We start from the raw sequence: 19,248 nt of genomic DNA, 5'->3' as shown, positions 1-19,248 counted from the left end.
GCCTGAAGCGGCCGGCAAGCATTTCCGTTTATGACCGGGCGCATCAGTGTCCCTGTTCATGATGGAAACAAATGTGCGGTTTTGCGGGGTTCGTCGGTGAGGCATACGGCTCCGGAAATCCGGAGGCACTACTGTCATCCATGGCGCAGGCGATCGCTCATCGCGGGCCGGACGGACAAGGTGTGTTCGCCTCGCCCGGCATCGGCCTTGCGCATGTCCGGCTGTCGATCGTCGGGCTTTCCGACGGCCAGCAGCCGATGACCGACGCCGAGGCCCGCTTTACCATCGTCTTCAACGGCGAGATCTTCAATTATGTCGAACTGCGCGAGGAGCTGAAGGCGCGCGGCCTCGCCTTCCGCACCGGCAGCGATACGGAAGTCCTGCTGCAGCTTTACGCGACCTATGGCGAAGCCTGCCTCTCGCGCCTCAACGGCGATTATGCCTTCGCCATCTGGGATCACCGCGAGCGCCGGCTGATGCTCGCCCGCGACCGGATGGGGGTCAGGCCACTCTTTTATACCGAGCACAGGGGTTCGCTCTATTTTGCCTCGGAGATCAAGGCATTGCTTCAGGTGCCGGATATTGAGGCCGAACTCGATCCAATCGCCCTCGACCAGATTTTTACCCTTTGGACGCCGATCCCGCCGCGCACTGCCTTCAAGGGTATTTTCGAGCTCGAACCCGGCCATCTGATGATCGCCAGGAACGGTCGGACCGTGACCCGGCCTTATTGGACGCTCGATTTTCCGGACGCGGGCGATCATGTCGAAGCCGAGCAAGCCCTACGGGAAGAGGAGTTGCGGGCGCTATTGACCGATGCGACGCGGCTGCGCATGCGCGCCGACGTGCCGGTTGGCGCCTACCTCTCCGGCGGGCTCGACTCCTCGCTGATCGCGGCGCTCGCCGCACCGATGGCTCCGAATGGCCTCAACACCTTCTCAGTCACTTTCGACGACGCCGAGCACGACGAAAGCGCTTTCCAGCGGCAAGTCGCAGAAGCGCTCGGCACCCGTCATCACGCCGTCGCCAGCGGCTCGGCCGATATCGCCGCAAGTTTTCCGGATGTGATCCGTTTCACCGAACGGCCGGTCCTGCGCACCGCCCCTGCCCCGCTCTACCGCCTCTCGGGTCTTGTTCGCGATGCCGGCATGAAAGTCGTCCTGACCGGCGAAGGTGCCGACGAGGTATTCGCCGGCTACGATATCTTTCGCGAGGCTCGCATCCGCCGCTTCTGCGCCCGCCAGCCAGGATCGAAGATGCGGCCGCATCTCTTCCGCAAGCTCTATCCCTATCTGCCGGGGCTAAAGCAGCAGTCGGCCGAATATCTCGCCGCCTTCTTCGGCGCCGGCAACGAGGCGACGGACGATCCATTGTTCTCCCACCGCCCGCGCTTCCGCTCGACGGCGGCCGCCAAGATCTTCTATTCCGACGATCTCCGCACCACCTTGAGCACCTACGATGCCGCCGAAGAACTCGCCTCCCGCCTGCCGGAAAACTTCGGCCGCTGGCACCCGCTGCACCAGGCGCAATATCTCGAAAGCCGCTTCCTGCTGCCCGGTTACATCCTGTCGAGCCAGGGCGACCGCATGGCGATGGCGCATGGGATCGAAGGCCGTTTCCCCTTCCTCGACCACCGGCTCGTGGAGTTCGCCAGCCGCCTGGCGCCGGGCATGAAGCTCAAGGGCCTCGACGAAAAGCACATCCTGCGCCGTGTCGCGAAGGACCTGCTGCCGGATGTCATCAGCAAGCGCCCGAAACAGCCCTATCGCGCACCGGACAGCCGTTCCTTCACCGGTAATAACGCGCAGGCCTATGTCGGCGAGATGCTCGGCGAACAGGCAATCGCTGCCTCCGGTCTCTTTAATCCGAAGGCCGTCGCAAAACTCCATCAGAAATGCCGCTTGGCCCCAGTCTCAGGGTTTCGCGACAACGCCGCTTTCGTTGGCATATTGTCCACCCAACTCTGGCTGAAGGGTTTTACCCGATCCGCCGCGGACGAGGCGCATCCCGTTCGCAAGGCTGCTTATTAGCTCTTGAAAATCTTCAATTAACTTAAAATTCACGTCAATTCGGCATGATCGCCAGAGTGTGTCCAATTGTAGGTTCTTTCGCTGTGGCGGGAGGGCGGAGGTAGTCCATGTACGAGCCGAAGGAGCCACATACTCGGCGGTCGGCATCGGCCCGGGCGTTGCGTTATCGCAGCGACTATCAGAGCTCACTCCTGAACCACCCTCTCCTCGAAGAGGAAGAACCCGAAGAACAGCCCCCCGCGCGCCATCCGCCTCGTCCTTCTTCAGCACCTGACTATCGACCCCGTTCGGATTATCATCGCCATCCGCCCGCCTATGAACGGGAAGATGACGACCGGATGCGATACGAGGACATTCCGTTTGAAAAACGGATCGAGGCACAGCTTCACAGCCTGACGGATATCCATTTCACCGATATCATCCGCTGGCTGCGCAAGGGCTTTCTGCGGATCATTGCCGCCGCGATCCTCGGCGCCGTGCTCGCGCTGCTTTACGCCGCCATTGCCTCGCCGCGCTATACGGTCAGCACCGAGATCATCATCGATCCTTCCAACCTCAACGTCGTTTCCGACGATGTCTTCTCCGCCAACCCGCAGCGGGATTCCCAGCTTCTGGAGGTCGAGAGCAAATTGCGAGTACTGACGTCTCGCAACGTGCTGACCAAGGTCATCAACGATCTCAACCTCACCGAAGACCCGGAATTCAACCGCCCTGGACGGCTCGACGGCCTGCGCAACCTCATTTCGTCGCCGTCTGCGCCCGAGGACAGGCAGTTGAGCGTCCTGCGGCAGCTCGAAAAGCAGGTTACCGCGACCCGCGACGACGGCTCGTTCGTCGTCGTCCTTTCCGTATGGACGGGAGACGTCGACAAGTCGATCAAGCTGTCGAACGCGATCGTCTCGGCCTTCGAAGGCGAACTGTTCAAATCCTCCTCGGCCAGCGCCGGCCAGCTTGCAATCGGCCTCAACAGCCGGCTCGACGAACTGCGCCGCTCCGTCACGCAAGCCGAGGAGAAGGTCGAGCAGTTCAAGCGCCAGAACGACCTGCAATCGACGGCCGGCGAACTCACCAGCACCCGTATTTCCGGCGCGCTCGACACCCAGGTTCTCGACGCCCAGCAACGGCTGATTCAGGCCGATACTCGCTATAAGCAGCTGCAGGCGGCCTATGCCGACAGGCGGGTTGCGAACTCGGCTGTCTTCGACTCTGCCACCATGGTCACCCTGCGCGCCAGCTATAGCGCCTTGCAGCAGCAGATCAGCTCGATGACGCTCGTCTATGGCGCCCGCCACCCGCGCCTGGTCGCTCTGCAGTCTGAACTTGCCTCCGTCGATCGCGCGATCTCAGAGGAAGCTGCCCGTCTTCTCCAGTCCGCCAAGACCGACGTGGATCAGGCAAACAACGCTCTTCAGGAACTGCGCCGCAAGTCCGACGCTTCGCGCTCGACCGTGTTTACCGAAAACGACGCCCAGGTGCGCCTGCGCGAGCTTGAGCGGGATGCACGCTCCAAGGCAGCCGTCTACGAAACCTATCTGTCGCGAACGCACCAGATCAGCGAACGTCAGCAGATCGATACCAGCAATGTCCGGGTGATTTCGCCGCCGGTGCCGCCGCAATCGAAGAGCTGGCCTCCAAGCTCGCTGCTGCTGATGATCGGCGGCGCTTTCGCCGGCGCCGTTTTCGGCGTGCTGATGGCACTCACATTCGGTCTGTTCGGCCATATGCGCGAAGCCGGCCGCGAATTCGCCTGAAGCTTCTACTTCTTCGGAACCAGCGCCTCGTGCAGTTCCGGCAGCCACGACTTGGTGGTGGGGTCCCAGGGGCCGAATTCGTGCGACGCGAAATCCCAGTAGGCCCAGCTCATGCCGCGTTTCTCGACCTCTTCCCGGATGATGCGGGTATAGGTCACCCGGTCGGGATAATAGGCGAGCGAGTTGGAGCCGAATTCACCGACGAAAATCGGCCGATCGTTCTTTTTCCCCCATTCGACCGCCATGTCGAGAGGCGTCCTGATCTCCTCGATCTGCGCCTTTTCGCAGCAGGCCGTTCCGAGCCAGGGTCTGGATCCCTCGATCCAGCTTGCGCCCTGCATCGTGAACTTGAACGGGGCGTAGTTGTGTATGGTGACGATCAGGCGGCGGTCGTCGGCTGGGATTGCGAGCTTATTTAGCCCCCAGGCAGTGCTCCATTCCGCCGGATCGACAATCAGGAAGCGGTGGGGATTTGTCCTGCGGATCGCCGCAAGCGCCTGGGCGAGCAGCTCGTTCCAGACCTCCTCCGTTTTGCCGTGCGGTTCGTTGTAGATCTCAAACAGCACCTTGTCGTTGGGCAGGCTCTGGTATCGCCGTGCAAGCTGCTCCCAGATCGCCAGGAAACGCTCGCGGCTCTTCTCCACACCGATCGCGACCTCTTCCGCCTCCAGCGGATCGCCATCCATCTCGTGATAATGGTGGAAGTCGATGATGATGTTGAGGCCCCGGGACAGTGCGTTATTGATCGCAAAGTCAATGCGCTTCATGAAAGGCTCGTCGAGCTTGTAGGGCTCCGAGAGGGCCGCATGGCTGCTGAAACGGACCGGCAGCCGGATGGTCTGGAACCCGCCTTCTTTGACTGCGGCGAACAACTCGGTCGAAAGCCGCCCTCCCCAGGCGCCCTCACTCGGCGCCTCCAGCGTTCCCCCAAAATTGACCCCTCGCCCCAGCGCCTTGGCTTGATCGGCCGCGGTCAGTCCGGCGATTTCGGGCGCGCGGGCGTCCGAAAATGGTTTCAGCACGAAATTCTGCGCCTGCGCACCGGCAATCCCGAGCGCCATCAGCATCAGAGATCCGGCAAGCCGCGCGACCATCCTCAGCATTCAAGATCTCCAGTCGTCTGTAAAAGAGCGCCGTCGGATTGCTTCATGACGGGCAAAGTCCGGTTCGACGCAGGTAAGGTCAAGCAACCGGGCGGAAGTTTATCCGGTTATGATGAACGCCCGGAATATCACACGGCCGCACTTTCGCGTCGCGGCCCTTCCAAACCAGGCGCCCAATCGCTCTCGACGAACCTCGCAGCAGCCATTGCCGGGATATGGATGCTGGCGAGATTCGGCGGTTTCTGTTACGATTCGCGCGCGAAGAGAACGCGGCGGCGGGTGGATGGCGAGAGACACGGACGAAGTTGCGTCTTCTGGAAATTTTGGCGCAACGCTACTGTTTTGCTGTGTCGGGTGCTTCTACTGGATCACCCTGACGCCTTTCGTCGATACCAGCCTCAACCCTGCCCTGGCGAAGCCTGCTCTCTGGAGCCAGCTGCTCGCCTATATGCTGTTCCTGATCGTGGTTGTCTATGCGATGACCCCGAGGGTGCGGAGCGTCATCTTCCAGCCCCGCCTGCTGCTTGCGCTGGTATTCGGGTGGCTGTTTCTGACGGCGGCACTTTCCGTGGATCCTCTCGGGGCCGTGAGGCGGGTTCTGATCGCGCTGACCGTCTGCATCAGCGCCAGCGCATTTCTGATGCTGCCGAAGGGCGAAAACCAGTTTGCAAGGCTGGCCGGCGGCGGCGTGATGCTGATCGTCGGCCTTTGTTATTTCGGAGTACTGTTTCTCCCGAGCCTCGCCATCCATCAGCTGACCGATTTTCTCGAGCCCCAGCACGCGGGGCGCTGGAAGGGAATTTACGTCCAGAAGAACGAGACGGGCGTCGTCATGGCGCTCTCCTGCTTCGTCGGCATCTACCTGATGTCGGCCTGGTCGCGCATCGTCGGACTGCTCCTGATCGCGGCAAGCTGCCTGTTCCTGCTGAAGACCGGCGCCAAGACTTCGACCGCAATGCTGCCGGGCATCTTCCTCCTCAGCATTTTCTTCGAGCGCTGGCGATGGATCCGCGTTCCCGTGGTCTTCGGCGGGGTCGGCCTGCTCAACCTGGCCACCGTCGGCGTGTCCACCATCGCGCCGCTGCGGGAGATCGTCGCGGCAACGGGTATCGACACCACCTATACGGCACGCGCCGATATCTGGCGGCTGGCGCTCGATGCTATTGCACAGCATCCGATCACCGGTTATGGCTTCGGCTCGTTCTGGGGCGCAGAGAGCCTCGTCAACAGCGATATGCGCACCTTGAATTGGGCCGTGCGCGCGGTGGATGCCCACAATGCCTATGTCGATGCCGCCATGAACGCCGGCATACCGGGATTGATATTGATGGTGATATGGGTCTTGGCTACTCCCCTTAAAAATCTGGCGGCAATCGACGCCGCAAAGAATTTCACGCCGCTCACGAGGCTTTTTTTGAGGATCTGGCTTTTCTCGATCTTTCTGGCTTGCCTCGAAAGCATCTTCCTCGCACGGTCGGGACCGATCTGGTTCACGATGATGGTTGCCATGTTCGGCCTTGGCTACCAGGCGCGCTACCGCATCATAGCCTCCAGGAAGGCGGAGCCTGCGTATGGACCAGCGTACGCCTGAAATGTCTGAGCAAGCACCTGCAAAACAACGGCGAACCTCAGTCTTCGGCATCGAGTTCTCCACCTGGGACGCCGGCAGGATCGTCGATGCCATCGTCACTGAACCGGTTCCTGCCGGAGAAGGCCTGCGGCTGCTGGTGACCGCCAACCTCGATCACATCGTGCAGCTGAACAGGAATGCCGCCTTCAAGGCCGCCTACGACAAGGCCTGGTTGACAACTGTCGACGGAGCTCCCGTCTTCCTCTATGCGCGGCTGCGTGGGCTCGACGTCCCCGGCCGCATCACCGGCGCCGATCTGTTTCCCGAGATCATCGAGCGCCTGAAGCCGGGCATACACCGGCCCCTGCTTTTATGCTCGAGCGAAACCACCGCTGCTATCCTGGATGAAAAACTGCGCGCGCTCGGCTTTTCCGAACACGTCATCGTCACGGCACCGCCGGCCTTCGAGCGGAACGAGGTGTTTGGCCGGGAATTGGTGTCCAAGCTCCGGGAAAACCGGGTGACCCATATCTTCTTCGGCATCGGTGCCCCGAAGTCCGAGATCTGGATGGACAGGCACCGCGCCGATCTTCCCGATTGCTACGGCTTCGGTTTTGGCGCCGGGCTCGACTTCTATGCCGGCGTCAAATCGCGTGCTCCGGTCTTCCTGCGGAAAGCTGGGCTGGAATTCCTCTGGCGCGTGGCGACCGAACCGCGCCGCCTGGCACGACGATATTTCGTCACGTCCTGGGCGTTCTGCTGGGCCGTCTACAAGGATCTGACGAGCGACCGCCCGGACACGGATAAGACCCGTTAGGCGACCCCAATCCGCTTCAGCGTATCGATCACGGTCTCGACCTTGATGCCGCGCCGGCGCACCTTGTCGACCACTTGCGAGAAGAAAGCCGGCGAACAGCCGATATTCGTCGGGTCTTCACGCACGTCGTGGGTATAGAAGATCAGCCAGCCGCAGCGCCGCTCGACGTCGTCCAGCATCCTGTCGATCGACGCTGAGTTGTTGCTGCAGTCATAGAGTTCCTGCGCTTTCAGATGGGCAAGGTCGATGAGGCCGGAATTGGTGCCGACCTTGATGCCCCGCAGGCCCGGATAGTGGTGCATCAGCGCCAGCTTGGATGGAACCGAAATCATCCCGAAAGGATAAGCGAATGAAACCGGCTTTGCGGAGCCGACGATCCGGGCGATTTCCTCGTCGTTTCGTGTAACGTCGGCCATCAGGTCGCGACGCGGCGTTTTCTGAACATTGATATGGCCATGCGTGTGGCCGCCGATCTCGTGTCCCCGGTCCGAAAGCGTCGCGACCATCTCCTCATCGACGATCAGCTGGCCGTTTTCGACGCGCTGCATCAGGCCGCTCGCGAGATAGAACGTGCCGAGCATGCCCGCATCCTCAAGAGCGGGCGCCGCATTTTCGAAGACCGAGACAGGAAAGTCGTCGAACGTGAAAGCAACGACAGGCGCATCCAGCTTCAACAGGTGCGGGCGAAAATAGACGTGCCGCCCGATCTTGCGGGATACGCCTGCCAGTATCTCCGAACCGGACATTTCCCAGAGTTTCGGCTTTTTCATCTACCCCCATCCATTGCAATCGGATCTCCCAGAGCCTGAAAACATAACCTCAAATACTTACGGTTGTCTCAACCTCAGGCACCGCAGAAATGGCACTTCCCGCGATCCCTGCTGCCTGAAGAAGATGGATGAACCTTTCGGCCGATTTCTCGACGCTGAACTCCGCGGCGCGGGCCTGGAGAACCGCGCTTTCCGGCGGCTGTTCGAGCGTCATCGCCATGGCCTGTGCAAGTGCGGTCGCGTCACCGACCGGCACCAACTGCCCAAGCCTGCCGCCTTGCAGTATCTCGCGCGGACCGTAAGGCGCATCCGTCGCGACGACGGGCACGCCGCAGGCCAGAGCCTCGATCAGTGCGTTCCCCAGTCCCTCGTGCGAGGAGGACGATACGAAAATCGAAGCCTGCGATACGACTGACAACGGGTCCGGATTGTGTCCTGGCAGGCTGACATCCGCCGACAGGTTCCTGGCTTCGATCAGAGCTTCGAGATTGCCGCGCTCATCACCTTCTCCGATGATCGTCAACCGCGCGGCCCGCGTCCGCCTGAGCTGCGCGAAGGCCTCGATCAGCGTCGCGTATCCTTTTTCCGGAGAGAGCCTGCCGACCGAAACGATGAGGCCGGGCTCCGGTGAGCGGCCAAGTTGTTCGATCCGCTGCCGCATCTGCGGTGTCAGAACGGCATTGGTTCCAAGATTGGCGACCTTCGCCGCCGGCACTCCAAAACGGTCGATGAGATCGTTTCGCGCACCCGCCGTCAGCGTCAGCACGAGATCGGCGCGCGGATAGGCCAACCGGATCAGCCTGTAGGCCAGCCGGTTCTGCCAGTAGGGATCACCTGTTCGTGCCTGCAGGGGGCTCGCCACCTCCCGCAAGACGATCGACGGCCGCGTTTCCTTCGCAAGCCCTCGGGAGGCAAGGATCACCAGAACATTCGCCGCCGCCTCGGAAGACACCAGCGCCCTGGGGCGCCCCGTGACCAACAACCGTCTCAATGCAGCCGGCGCGAAGGCAAGGCGCAATTTGCGGCCATTGCCGAGATCGATGACGGGCACGTCAGGGCGAATCAGATCCCGCAAGGGACCCGAACTCTGAAGCGTGACGATTGCGCTCGGAAATCCCTGAGCCTGCAATTCGTTCGCCAGCAGGATGGCGTCACGCTGAGCACCGCCGCCATCGAAACCACGAACGAGAAAACAGATCCGGGCTGCGATCGGATCAACAATCCGAGAGCTATTCATAATCATCACATGCCCTATGATTATTGCGTTTGTTCCTGCTAAGGAAGGATCTGCATCACTCCCGGCAACGATCCGGCCTACCCTAGAGGGTTAGCGGTTAATTCTGACCAAATGCATATTATTGGGCGACGAAATTGAGCGATAGACATGCCTCGGTGTATTTAGCCTCGCGGGCGACCTCGGCCATCATCAATCTCGTGTCGGTTTCCATCTTCACGCGCATGACCAGCGCCGACGTTTACGGCCAGTACATTGTCGGATTTTCGATCTGCATGATGGTCTACAGCCTCGGCGTCCAGTGGATCGTATTCGCGCATTTCGGACGATACGACGCGAGGGAAGCTGATCGGCTCGCCGGTGCGCTGCTGCTGGTTTCAGGGGTCGTGATGCTGCCGGCGGTCGGCGCCATATACCTCTTCTACCTGTTTGGGACGTTGCATGCCGATGTCGCGGCCAGCAGCAGCTTGCTGGTGGTTTGCTTCACCTTGTATTTTGTCGCAGTCGAAATCAGCCGCGCCCACCTTCTTGTCCGGCTCGTTGCCATCGCGACCATCGCCCGCAGCGTCTTCTCCCTGATATTCGGTTGCATCGCAGTTCTTGAATTCGAGACGCCCGGCGCGCTGCTGGCAGGCGTAGGGCTGGGTTACGCCCTGGGTTCCGTGCCGGTTTTCCGGCATTTCAGCCGCACCATATGGGCGTCCGGCTTCGTCTGGCCGCGGAGCAGCGACGTGCGGCGGATGTGGCGCTACGGATGGCCGCTTGCCATAGCCTTCGGCGCTTCCGCAGCCGCCATGAATGTCGACCGGCTGCTCCTGGCAGGCCTCTATAATACCAGCACCGTCGCGCCTTATGGGACCGTGCTCGACCTCATGAAGCAGACCTTCCTGGTCCTGGCCGAGGCGATCAGCGCGGGATATATTTCAAGCGCCAAGAACCTTCACACCGAGGGAAAGGGTTCGGACGCGCGCCATACCCTCAAGCGCGCCTTCATTACCCAGTGCTATATCGTCATTTTCGGCACGGTATCCTTCATCCTGCTCGGCGACGTCGTCTTTGCGGTCCTGCTGGCTCCGAGCTATCTGCCGGTCGTCACGCAGATCATGCCGATCCTGCTCGTCGCAAATGCGCTTCTCGTCATGCGTTCCCACTATTTCGGCCAGGTGATTTATTTCAGCGGGACAACGAACCTGGAACTGGTCGCGTCCGTCGCAATGCTGGCGGTCACCGGTACGCTGAGCTACCTGCTGATCCCTTCCTATGCCGCAATGGGCGCCGCCATTGCCTTCACGCTCGGGCAGGCGGCGGCGCTGTTGATCTGCCTGGTCTACGCGTCCGGAAACCTGCGCATGCCTCTCGACCTGCCGCGGGGCAGCCTGCTGCTAGCGCTGGGCATAGCTCTGGTGGCCGTCGGCAAGGGTGTCCAGCTCGTGGCGGGGGAGCCGGCTGCAAGCGCCGTCAACTTCGTGCTGATCGGCATCGCCAGCGCCTATATCGCCCTGCGCTGGAACCTGTTCGATGCCCGTTCGCTGCTTCAGCGTTTTTATCCGCGGCGGGGCTAGCCGGCCTCGGAGCGCAGGAAATTCGTATACCGCTCCAGCATCAGCTCCCGGCTGTGATGCTCGCGATGCAATCGCGCGAAATCGCCGCGAAGCTGCGCGTCCGGATAATTCGCGGCGAGGTCTTTGACCGCATCGGCAAGACCGGTCGCATCGCAGGGCGGATGGAACCGCGTCATGGATGCGTTTTCATGACCGTTGCCGATGCAAAGCACCTCGCGCAGAACCGGGAGATCGGACGCAACAACGGGTAAACCAGCCATCGAAGCCTCGACCCCTGCAAGGCCGAAAGTCTCCCAGATCGAGGGAAACACATAGATATTGCCGGCTCCCAGGATGTCACCGAGCTCATCCCGATCAATGGAGCCCACCAGATGGACACGCTCAGCCACATCGAGGGCGCACGCCTTGTCTTCAAGCGCCATGCGGTTGGGGCCATCGCCGGCGATGATCAGGTACATTCCCGGCAGCAGCCGGAGCGCCTCCACCAATACGCCATGATCTTTCTGATCCACCAGCCTCCCAGTCGCGACCAGCACGAATGCGTCCGGCGGAATGGAAAGGCGCTGCCGCCAGTCGACCGCTGCACGCGCTGGCGGAATGGGATCGACACCGTGCGGGATCAGAATGAACCGCCGCCGGTAGACCGCAGGCCATTTGCCGAACGAAGCGCTGGTCGATACGGAATTGGATACGAAATGGGTAAAGATTCCCGTCGAGCCGAACAGCCAGTCGAGCGCTTTCCAATGCCGGCGAATACCCTCGGGCGCTGCGGTATGATGGGCAGCGCGCACAGGCACACGGCCGAGAAAGCCGAGGAATCCGCCGAAGACGGAGGCTGCCGCCTGATAGGTGAATATCGCGTCGTACTTTCGGGAGAGGATGGACCATCCGAGGTGCGCAAGATTGCGAAGCGTGGCGACCGTCCCATGACCGGTATCGAGAGGCAGGGTCTGCACGTCGAAACCGCGGGCATGCAATCCGGTTTCGACCATTTGCACAAGTGTCCGCACGCCACCCATCTTGTCATGGGTGACGAGTTGGAGGATCCGCATCCCCGAAGGATTTAGCGTATCGGCAGCTTCTGGAAAAGCGGAGCTGAATTCGTGCCTCATGACCGGAACCTAGGGCTGAAATCTTAAAATCTGTGAAGAGAGATCATTCACATTCCTCCTATCCGATTTTTCGCGGATCAAAAACTCTCCTGCGCGGTTTTGCCTGATGAGCAAAACAGAAACAGGAGGCAGATCTCATGGCCAATGCCAGTTCGAAACGGATGGGCGCAGGAACGCAGGGAAAAAGCAGCGGCAACGGCGCCATGACGGACATCGACAAGAGGACTCTTCCTGAAAACAAAGTGCTGTCAAACCGCGACAAGGCGCAGCATTCGAGGGAACGCGGACTGGACAGCAAAATGGTACAGACCGAGCAGTTTCACGATCACGAGGCGAATCATCTCAGCGACTGAATAAGCGCCTACATTCATGACTGCTTGAGAAAGGATCTTGAGCCTCAGCAGAGGGCGCCATTCGGCTTTCCGCCCTTGCAAAGTGGAAGAGAAGTAGTAGTCTTTAGCTATCACCGGCATAGGAGAAATAGCGCGCTGGCGACTGGAAGACAGGAAACGCTTTCGCCACCTTTTGGGAGGCTGAAAATATGAACGCAGCAATCCTGACCAATACTTTCGAACCGACGGAATTGGCATTCCTTCAACGCTTGTTCGACAAAATCTGTGCAGAGCGCGGACTTGTCGGCGGCAGCCTTGCCGCAAACAATCTCGCAGCGCAGATGATTCAGCTTTATCAACAGGGTGTGCGCGATCCACGAGATCTGCAGGTCTATCTGGACCCGGATGCACCCATAAGAACCTGATATTTCGTGCCAGCCGCAACCGCCGCGGCTGGCCCCTATTCCGCTTCAGCGCTTCACGCTATCTCTTGGCCATCAGGTCCCGCTCGTCCCGCATCAGGAATACGCGGGTGATGGCATCGAGATTGGCTTCCAGCCAGTTCGCCATTGCGATCTCTTCGCCCAGAATACGTTCGAAGACGGTCTTTGCTTCCATTTCATCGAGTTCGTCGGCCGCTGCAATCAGAACCTTGTAGCTGGCGATCTCCATGTGTTCGAAGGCATAACTTGCCATCGCTCCCTTGACCACCTCGTCACTGGTCAACATGCCGCCGACGCCCTGCGCTTTGGCCGCCAGCTTGGCCGCCATGTCCTTGAGTGCCAATGCGCTGCCGGTTCCGGAAAATTGATCCAGAAGCGCCTTCAGCGCCTGGGCGTGCTTCTCCGTCTCGTGCAGATGCTGGACAATCCTTGCCTTGAGGTCCGGATAGCTTTCGATCCGCTTGGATTGAGCGGAGAGCGTGATGATTGCCTGCTCCTCCATGGCATGCGCCGCACGCAGCCAGGCGAGGAAGTTGTCTCGGGCATGGGTCATTCGCTTCTCCTCGCAAATCGGTTGCCACCAGAACGCGGACGAATGGCAAGATGGCAGGATTCAACCCCTGAAAGCATCCGAAGTTCCTCTTCGCTTCAACGCGTTGGAACATTTGCCCCTATCTGCGAATTGTCCGGCGATAACTTCACCAGCACAGAGGCAAGATCATGTCACGCGAGACGAGGGCAAATTCGATCATCGGAGGCATTATTATAGTGCTCCTCTTGATGGCTGTCGGCTATTATTTCACCGGCACGTCGGATAATACGGCGCAGGCGCCGACACCTCCGGCGACCAACGACACCGCGCAGAAGCCGGCACCAGCACCGGCTCCCGGCACGGATCCGACGAGCACCGGCTCCACCAACCGGTAGGGCAATTCGCGAGGAACAATCGCCATGCCGGGCGGTTGTGGAATGAGTAACAGGGAGTTTTCCATGATACCCGATCCTCGCGAACCCAGCGAACGGCCGCCTATGCCGGCCCCTGTTTGGAAACCGGAACCCCCGATCGGCGAACCGGAACCGGACCGGCTGCCGGACGAGACGCCGCTGCCCAATCCGGATGAAAACCCCAATCCGCCAGTTTATATGCCGCCCGGCAGCCTGGCTTTCAGTTGAAGAGGTACCGGCGCCGTAAGCGCCGGCAGATCGACCATGAACATCCATAGCCATACGCATTCAGACCGTAGAGAAATGCAGAGCGAGAACAGCCAGAGACACCTGGCGGGCGGGCTTTGGAAACTGCTGATCGCCGCAATTCTCATCCTCCTCGGGCTCATCGTCGCGATGGAGGTATTGGGAGACAGCAACAACGGTTTCGTTGCCCCCAATCCAGCTCAGCAGACCGTTCTCGAATAACGCCTCACCTTGCATCCATCCGGGTCGGCACATGAACTCAACCTTGGAACAAAGGATAAAATCCGCGCGTTCATCTGTCATCCTATGACGAGGTGGCGCAGGTGGACGCAACGACGCAATCACTCCCGACCCTAAAAACGTCATTCGCGTTCGACCCAATCATCCGACCGGGCCGCAACGCGTGGCGCAGCGCGAGGGCAAAAAAACTCGCCTTCCTGATCGATGCCGACGATTATTACCGCCGACTGGATCAGGTGCTTAGACAGGCGGAACGTTCGGTCTTCATCATCGGCTGGGATTTCAATCCCGACATTCTCCTTCGTCCCCGCGGTCCGGACGGAGAGACCCTCGGCGCGCTACTGCACAGGATGGTCGAGGAAAAACCTTCGCTTGAAATCCGCATCCTGGTCTGGGGCATGGGCCCGGTCTACTCCGGCAAGAGCCTGAAGATGTTCGGCAGGATGGGCTGGAACGATCATCCGCGCATTTTCCTGCATTTCGACTTCGATCATCCGCTGCGCGCCAGCCATCACCAGAAAATCGTCGTGATCGACGACGGCACAGCCTTCCTCGGCGGCATCGACCTGACCGCCCGTCGCTGGGACGACCGCAGCCACGCAATAGTCAACCCGCTTCGCCGGGCTCCGGACGGAGCCGCCTATGGCCCTGTCCACGACATGCAAGCGATCGTGACCGGTGATACGGCAAAGCTGATCGGCGATGTCGCCCGCCGCCGGTGGAAGAAGGCGACCCGAGAAACGCTTGCACCACTTGATACGCACAGCGCGCCTCCCTGGCCAGCAGACCTGGAGCCGGCGTTGACCGACTGCAACACCGGTCTGGCGCTGACTGAAGCATGGAAATGGAAGGGCCGCCGCGGCCACCGCGAGGCGATCCGGCTGACCCACGACGCGCTGAAGGCAGCAAAAAGCCACCTCTATATCGAAACCCAGTATCTCGCCTCCTTCGGCGTGGCGCGGACGCTTGCCAGACAGTTGAGGAAAGCAGACGGCCCCGAAATCCTCGTGATCGTCACGCGCGAATCCCATGGCTTCCTGGAAAAGCTGATGATGGGCCACAACCGCAACCGGCTGATCCGCCGCCTGAAGCGCGCGGATCGTTATGGACGGCTGCGGGTTTTCTATGCCGTGGTTTCCGACGGCGACGGCAGGGAGCAGGAGATCATCGTTCACTCGAAACTGATCATCGTCGACGACCGGTTCGTGCGCGTCGGCTCTTCCAATCTCAACAATCGCTCGGAAGGCCTGGACACGGAGGCGGACCTTGCGATCGAAACCTCTCAACCGGCGGGCCGGCGGGCGATTGCTGCACTCCGCAACGAGCTGATCGCCGAACATCTCGACGCTCAACCGGCGGAAGTCACGCGGATCATCGCGGAAACCGGCTCCATGCTGGCGGCCGTCGATCGGCTGAACGTCAAGCCGCGTGGCTTGCGGAGCTACGACGTCGATACGGACAAAGGCGAAACGGAATCTCTGGTCGGCACAGGGATCATCGATCCGAAACAGCCCTTCTGGCCGATACCGGAAATCAAGGCCGGTTTCCGGCGGCTTTTCGCCCGCCTGTCACATTACCGTCTGCTCTAGGAACCTGCCGCCCCGATGACGATAATAGGCCTCGGTGACGAGCAGCGTCGGCACACCGACCGTGAGCGGCACGAAAAAATAGAGCACGCGGAAGGCGACCAGTGCACCGATCGACGCGGATGTCGGCAGGATCCCGAGCATGGTCGCCTCCAGCACGCCGAGCCCGCCCGGCACATGGCTGATCAGCGCGGCCAGGTTGGCGGTGACGTAGGCGCTTGCCACATCCAGGTAACCGGCATCGGTAAAGCTCGCCAGAAGCTGCTGGATGGACGCCGTAACGCAGGCGAAGTTCAGCGTGCCGATGACGATCTGGCCGAGGGCGAGCTGTATCGCCGGCGGTTCGAAACGCCAGCTGCGCACGACAAGAGGACGGCGCACGAGGGCGCAGATCAGCAGATAGGCGGCAGGACCCGCCAGGCAGAGAAGACCGGTCGCCAGCCGCGCCGGTCGGTCGAGGCCCAGCAGGTCCGCCGCGTCGCCGGGTTGGAGCAGCAACGCCAGTCCGGCGAGCGTTCCAAGACCGAGGCCGACGGTCACCCCGCAGAACACGATGACCTTGGCGATATCCTCTCCAGTCAGGCCCCAGCGCGTGTAGAACCGGTAGCGCACGGCGCCGCTGCTCAGCGCGGAAAGCCCGACATTGTGACCGATCGACAGAGCCGTGAAGGACGCGAGCGAGGTCTGGCGCAAGAGAAGCGGCTTGCCCGCATACCGCACGGCAAGCGCATCGAACCCGCCGAGGCAAAGATAGGAAAGGATGACGAAAAAGAAGGCAGTCGCCAGCCGCAAACCGGCGATCGACCGGACCGATTCCTCGATCTCGTCGACCGTGTAGCGACCGAGACTGCGATAGACGAGGAAGGCCGCCAGGCAGATCGCAACGCCGAGCAGAAACTTGAGCAGATGGCGTCTGGCGATCATGGTCCCTCTCGTAAACGGCTGTATAACAATGGGAACGAAACCGGGCCCGAGGTGTTCCCAGCGCCATGACGGATCAGATATTGCCAGCCGAGGCCGGCCGCGCCCCGGCCCAGCCTTTGAAGACAAGGCATCGCCTGAAAATCCTGAGCTATAATGTGCATAGCTGCATCGGTACCGATCGCCGGCTCGACCCCGCCCGGGTGGCCGAGGTCATCGCAGCCCTGGAACCGGATATCATCGGATTGCAGGAACTGGATGTCGGCCGCAGCCGTACCGGCGGGATAGACCAGGCGCATACGATTGCGTCTCTTCTACGGATGGAATTCCATTTCCACGCTGCACTCAACGTCGCCGAAGAGCGTTATGGCGATGCGATCCTGACGGCCCTTCCGGCAAGAATGGTCAAGGGTGCCGGCCTGCCCTCGCATGGCGAGCAGCGCGGCGCCGTCTGGGTGGAAATAGACGTCGGCGAGCACAAGCTGCAGGTCTTCAATACCCATCTCGGCCTGCTGGGCGGCGACCGGATGCGCCAGATCGGCGAGATCCTCGGGCCGTCCTGGATGGGAGCCCCGGATTGCCAAGGCAAGCCGAAGATCCTGATCGGCGATTTCAACGCCACTCCCGTGACCGCGACCTACAAAGCCGTCGCCCGCCAGATGGCGGACGCGCCGCTTGTGAGCGGGGGAGGGCCCAAGCCCACTTTCCCATCGCGTCTGCCGCTCCTGAGGATAGACCACGTCTTCGTCTCCAGCGAAGTTACGCCCATCGCCACGCAGGTCGTGTCGACCCCGCTTTCCCGCCGGGCCTCCGATCATCTGCCGCTTCTGGTCACTGTCGAGCTCTGATCCTCAATGGCTCAGGGTGCGGCTGAGCCGGTGAGCCTCCTTCAGAAGGCGCACCACGTCCTGGTCGGTCGTCTCCCTGAAGTCGCTGTAGTGCAGGCTGACCGCTTCCAGGCGGTCCGGAGCCGACAGGCATACGATGTCGTCCACCTCTTCCTGCAAGGATTCCAGCAATTGACGCGGCGCGACCGGCACTGCGATCCGGATCGACGCGACACCCATGTCCTTCAGCGCATGGATGCCGGCGCGGATCGAAACTCCGTTCGCAATCCCGTCATCGACAAGAATGACGTCGCGTCCCGTGTGATCATGCTCGCTCGGCTCGTCCTCGCCGAAATACATTCGGTGGCGCCGTTCGATTTCGGCAAGCTGATGTTCGCGCTCGGCCGCGAGATAGCCTGGCGGCACATGGAAACGACGGGCGGCGTCTTCGTCGACGATCACGTGCGGCTCCCGCCCATCGACGACAGCGCCGATGCCATATTCGGGATGACCGGGCGCGCCGATCTTGCGGACGATAAGGAGATCGAGCGGCAGGCCGAGCCGCTGGGCGACTTCGAAGGCCACGGGCACGCCGCCACGCGGTAGCGCCATCAGGATCGGATCGGGCGGCAGCGTCGCCTGCATGGCTTCCGCCAATTGCCTTCCGGCATCCTCTCGATCGACAAAGGTTGGGCTTAGACCGAACATGTCATCCTCCCAGGATGGTGCGGTGACATCTGCCACCGCACTTGGTTCTTCTGCCAGCCCGACCGTAACATATCACCGGGCAGGCGTCCGACAACCGCGAGGATGGGGTTTGGGTTCCGTGCTCTCCAAAAGAGTCAGGAGCGCTTGCCTTTGTGGTGTTCGCTTTCCTGGTTGCGGCCGCGGATGATCGATGGGTCGTTATGGAGCGAAACTTCCGCGGTGCGCATGTCCAGGTTATCGCCGCGACGGAATGCATCCTTGGCCGCTTCGCTCCGTCGCAGGTCGGGGCCGGGATCGAAATCCTTGGGCGCATTGGCGGTATTTTCCCGCTTTTCGATGACGTTACGTTGTTGCTGATGGGTCTTATTGCCTTGCATGGTCTATCCTCCTTGAGAGGTCATTTGTTCGAGCGGCCGCGTTGGTTGGGATCGACGCCGCCGAAACGGGTCGTGTCGTTGCCGACATCACCTTCCTCGGTATTGTCGCCGGCGATCTCGTCGGCGCCGGTGAAGCGGTTCAACCCTTTCGACTGGCCGATACCGGGATCCTCCTTGAGATCGGCATCGCTGGGCTTGCGGGTCTTGAAATGTTTGGATGTGGACATGACCGTCCTCCTTGGCTCCGGGACCGCGGTCTGGCCGCGGCCTCAGTGTTTCGTGCTGGACACGAATTTGTTGAACCGGCTGGTTTTACCGGCTTCCGTTTCTTCCTGGAAAAGGAAGACGAGCTTGTTCTCATCGAAGATCGAGAAGAAGTCGTCCCATGCGATTTCCTCCAGGGATTCTTCCGGCTTCCCGAAATCGACGCGCAGAATGCCGCCTTCCTTGGCGCCCTTCACCCGGGCCGGATGGCCGCCGCGTTCCTCGATCCATTGCCGGATTTCCTTGTGATCGGTGGTTTCTACGGCTTTGCTCATGGTGCGTTTCTCCTTTCCATACCTGCTTGTCGAACCGGGACCGCCACCGAAGGTTCCGCGCCAAAACAAGCGAAGGGGGAACAAAACTCATGATCATGGGTTCACCGCGAGTCGGACGCATGACCTCCACGCGGC

22 protein-coding genes are annotated in these 19,248 nt (G+C 61.0%); 11 read left to right on the top strand and 11 right to left on the bottom strand.

Annotated elements, in window-relative coordinates:
* Positions 1 to 71: 71 nt before the first annotated feature.
* Together asnB and AC1DLT_RS09215 are read left to right on the top strand one after the other, a co-directional pair.
* Positions 72 to 2,030 (top strand): asparagine synthase (glutamine-hydrolyzing), encoded by a 1,959-nt coding sequence (gene asnB / locus AC1DLT_RS09220; RefSeq protein ID WP_477486555.1) that lies wholly within the window; start codon positions 72 to 74, stop codon positions 2,028 to 2,030.
* Between the two features lie 338 nt (positions 2,031 to 2,368).
* Positions 2,369 to 3,781 carry a GumC family protein gene (locus AC1DLT_RS09215; protein WP_477486554.1) on the top strand — a complete coding sequence of 471 codons (1,413 nt, stop codon included), beginning with the start codon at positions 2,369 to 2,371 and terminating at the stop codon, positions 3,779 to 3,781.
* A gap of 5 nt (positions 3,782 to 3,786) precedes the next feature.
* On the opposite strand, the gene AC1DLT_RS09210 is transcribed toward AC1DLT_RS09215, so the two are convergent.
* Positions 3,787 to 4,884 (bottom strand): glycoside hydrolase family 5 protein, encoded by a 1,098-nt coding sequence (locus tag AC1DLT_RS09210; RefSeq protein WP_477486553.1) that lies wholly within the window; start codon positions 4,882 to 4,884, stop codon positions 3,787 to 3,789.
* A gap of 283 nt (positions 4,885 to 5,167) precedes the next feature.
* On the opposite strand from AC1DLT_RS09210, the gene AC1DLT_RS09205 reads away from it, so the two are divergent.
* The gene (locus AC1DLT_RS09205; RefSeq protein ID WP_477486552.1) at positions 5,168 to 6,475 is read left to right on the top strand and encodes an O-antigen ligase family protein; all 1,308 of its coding nucleotides are present in this window, start codon (positions 5,168 to 5,170) and stop codon (positions 6,473 to 6,475) included.
* Positions 6,456 to 7,271: a WecB/TagA/CpsF family glycosyltransferase gene (locus tag AC1DLT_RS09200; protein WP_477486551.1), complete on the top strand. Its 816-nt coding sequence runs from the start codon at positions 6,456 to 6,458 to the stop codon at positions 7,269 to 7,271. Before AC1DLT_RS09205 ends, AC1DLT_RS09200 begins: the two co-directional genes overlap by 20 nt.
* Here the strand turns inward: AC1DLT_RS09200 and AC1DLT_RS09195 are convergent.
* Positions 7,268 to 8,041 carry a polysaccharide deacetylase family protein gene (locus tag AC1DLT_RS09195; protein ID WP_477486550.1) on the bottom strand — a complete coding sequence of 258 codons (774 nt, stop codon included), beginning with the start codon at positions 8,039 to 8,041 and terminating at the stop codon, positions 7,268 to 7,270. The genes AC1DLT_RS09200 and AC1DLT_RS09195 overlap by 4 nt on opposite strands.
* 49 nt (positions 8,042 to 8,090) lie before the next feature.
* A complete protein-coding gene (locus AC1DLT_RS09190) occupies positions 8,091 to 9,278 on the bottom strand; it encodes a glycosyltransferase (protein WP_477486549.1) in 1,188 nt (395 codons plus the stop codon).
* A 134-nt stretch (positions 9,279 to 9,412) separates the two neighbouring features.
* On the opposite strand from AC1DLT_RS09190, the gene AC1DLT_RS09185 reads away from it, so the two are divergent.
* The gene (locus AC1DLT_RS09185) at positions 9,413 to 10,837 is read left to right on the top strand and encodes a lipopolysaccharide biosynthesis protein (RefSeq protein ID WP_477486548.1); all 1,425 of its coding nucleotides are present in this window, start codon (positions 9,413 to 9,415) and stop codon (positions 10,835 to 10,837) included.
* On the opposite strand, the gene AC1DLT_RS09180 is transcribed toward AC1DLT_RS09185, so the two are convergent.
* Positions 10,834 to 11,949, bottom strand: a complete 1,116-nt coding sequence (locus AC1DLT_RS09180; protein ID WP_477486547.1) for a glycosyltransferase family 4 protein — start codon at positions 11,947 to 11,949, stop codon at positions 10,834 to 10,836. The two genes, AC1DLT_RS09185 and AC1DLT_RS09180, sit on opposite strands and share 4 nt — an antisense overlap.
* A gap of 137 nt (positions 11,950 to 12,086) precedes the next feature.
* Here AC1DLT_RS09180 and AC1DLT_RS09175 point away from each other — a divergent pair, with 137 nt between their 5' ends.
* Together AC1DLT_RS09175 and AC1DLT_RS09170 are read left to right on the top strand one after the other, a co-directional pair.
* A complete protein-coding gene (locus tag AC1DLT_RS09175; RefSeq protein ID WP_247031081.1) occupies positions 12,087 to 12,302 on the top strand; it encodes a hypothetical protein in 216 nt (71 codons plus the stop codon).
* 188 nt (positions 12,303 to 12,490) lie between these two features.
* Positions 12,491 to 12,706: a hypothetical protein gene (locus AC1DLT_RS09170; RefSeq protein ID WP_038545737.1), complete on the top strand. Its 216-nt coding sequence runs from the start codon at positions 12,491 to 12,493 to the stop codon at positions 12,704 to 12,706.
* Between the two features lie 58 nt (positions 12,707 to 12,764).
* On the opposite strand, the gene AC1DLT_RS09165 is transcribed toward AC1DLT_RS09170, so the two are convergent.
* Both AC1DLT_RS09165 and AC1DLT_RS09160 read right to left on the bottom strand, forming a co-directional pair.
* Positions 12,765 to 13,277 carry a ferritin-like domain-containing protein gene (locus AC1DLT_RS09165; RefSeq protein WP_477486546.1) on the bottom strand — a complete coding sequence of 171 codons (513 nt, stop codon included), beginning with the start codon at positions 13,275 to 13,277 and terminating at the stop codon, positions 12,765 to 12,767.
* A gap of 241 nt (positions 13,278 to 13,518) precedes the next feature.
* A complete protein-coding gene (locus AC1DLT_RS09160) occupies positions 13,519 to 13,716 on the bottom strand; it encodes a hypothetical protein (RefSeq protein WP_247031083.1) in 198 nt (65 codons plus the stop codon).
* 1 nt (position 13,717) lies between these two features.
* On the opposite strand from AC1DLT_RS09160, the gene AC1DLT_RS09155 reads away from it, so the two are divergent.
* From AC1DLT_RS09155 to AC1DLT_RS09145, 3 genes are all read left to right on the top strand, one after another.
* On the top strand, positions 13,718 to 13,897 hold the full coding sequence (locus AC1DLT_RS09155; protein WP_247031131.1) for a hypothetical protein: 180 nt from the start codon (positions 13,718 to 13,720) through the stop codon (positions 13,895 to 13,897).
* A gap of 36 nt (positions 13,898 to 13,933) precedes the next feature.
* Entirely contained in the window at positions 13,934 to 14,137 is a 204-nt protein-coding gene (locus AC1DLT_RS09150) for a hypothetical protein (RefSeq protein ID WP_157885172.1), read from the top strand.
* Positions 14,138 to 14,238: 101 nt separating this feature from the next.
* Positions 14,239 to 15,744: a phospholipase D-like domain-containing protein gene (locus AC1DLT_RS09145; protein ID WP_477486545.1), complete on the top strand. Its 1,506-nt coding sequence runs from the start codon at positions 14,239 to 14,241 to the stop codon at positions 15,742 to 15,744.
* Here AC1DLT_RS09145 and AC1DLT_RS09140 read toward each other — a convergent pair.
* Entirely contained in the window at positions 15,724 to 16,665 is a 942-nt protein-coding gene (locus AC1DLT_RS09140; protein WP_477486544.1) for a putative bifunctional lysylphosphatidylglycerol flippase/synthetase, read from the bottom strand. The genes AC1DLT_RS09145 and AC1DLT_RS09140 overlap by 21 nt on opposite strands.
* A gap of 65 nt (positions 16,666 to 16,730) precedes the next feature.
* On the opposite strand from AC1DLT_RS09140, the gene AC1DLT_RS09135 reads away from it, so the two are divergent.
* Positions 16,731 to 17,510, top strand: coding sequence for an endonuclease/exonuclease/phosphatase family protein (locus AC1DLT_RS09135; RefSeq protein WP_477486543.1), 780 nt, complete (start codon positions 16,731 to 16,733; stop codon positions 17,508 to 17,510).
* Between the two features lie 3 nt (positions 17,511 to 17,513).
* Here the strand turns inward: AC1DLT_RS09135 and AC1DLT_RS09130 are convergent, their stop codons facing one another.
* From AC1DLT_RS09130 to AC1DLT_RS09115, 4 genes are all read right to left on the bottom strand, one after another.
* Positions 17,514 to 18,197: a phosphoribosyltransferase gene (locus AC1DLT_RS09130; protein ID WP_477486542.1), complete on the bottom strand. Its 684-nt coding sequence runs from the start codon at positions 18,195 to 18,197 to the stop codon at positions 17,514 to 17,516.
* 134 nt (positions 18,198 to 18,331) lie between these two features.
* Positions 18,332 to 18,574 carry a hypothetical protein gene (locus tag AC1DLT_RS09125; protein ID WP_477486541.1) on the bottom strand — a complete coding sequence of 81 codons (243 nt, stop codon included), beginning with the start codon at positions 18,572 to 18,574 and terminating at the stop codon, positions 18,332 to 18,334.
* Positions 18,575 to 18,594: 20 nt separating this feature from the next.
* Positions 18,595 to 18,801: a hypothetical protein gene (locus AC1DLT_RS09120; protein ID WP_105403040.1), complete on the bottom strand. Its 207-nt coding sequence runs from the start codon at positions 18,799 to 18,801 to the stop codon at positions 18,595 to 18,597.
* Between the two features lie 42 nt (positions 18,802 to 18,843).
* Positions 18,844 to 19,113, bottom strand: coding sequence for a hypothetical protein (locus AC1DLT_RS09115; protein ID WP_105403041.1), 270 nt, complete (start codon positions 19,111 to 19,113; stop codon positions 18,844 to 18,846).
* Positions 19,114 to 19,248 lie beyond the last annotated feature (135 nt).

The sequence above is a fragment of the Neorhizobium sp. 05N33 genome, assembly GCF_056397445.1.
Note: the sequence above shows the minus strand (reverse complement) of the source record. Positions and strands in the feature narration are given on the sequence as shown.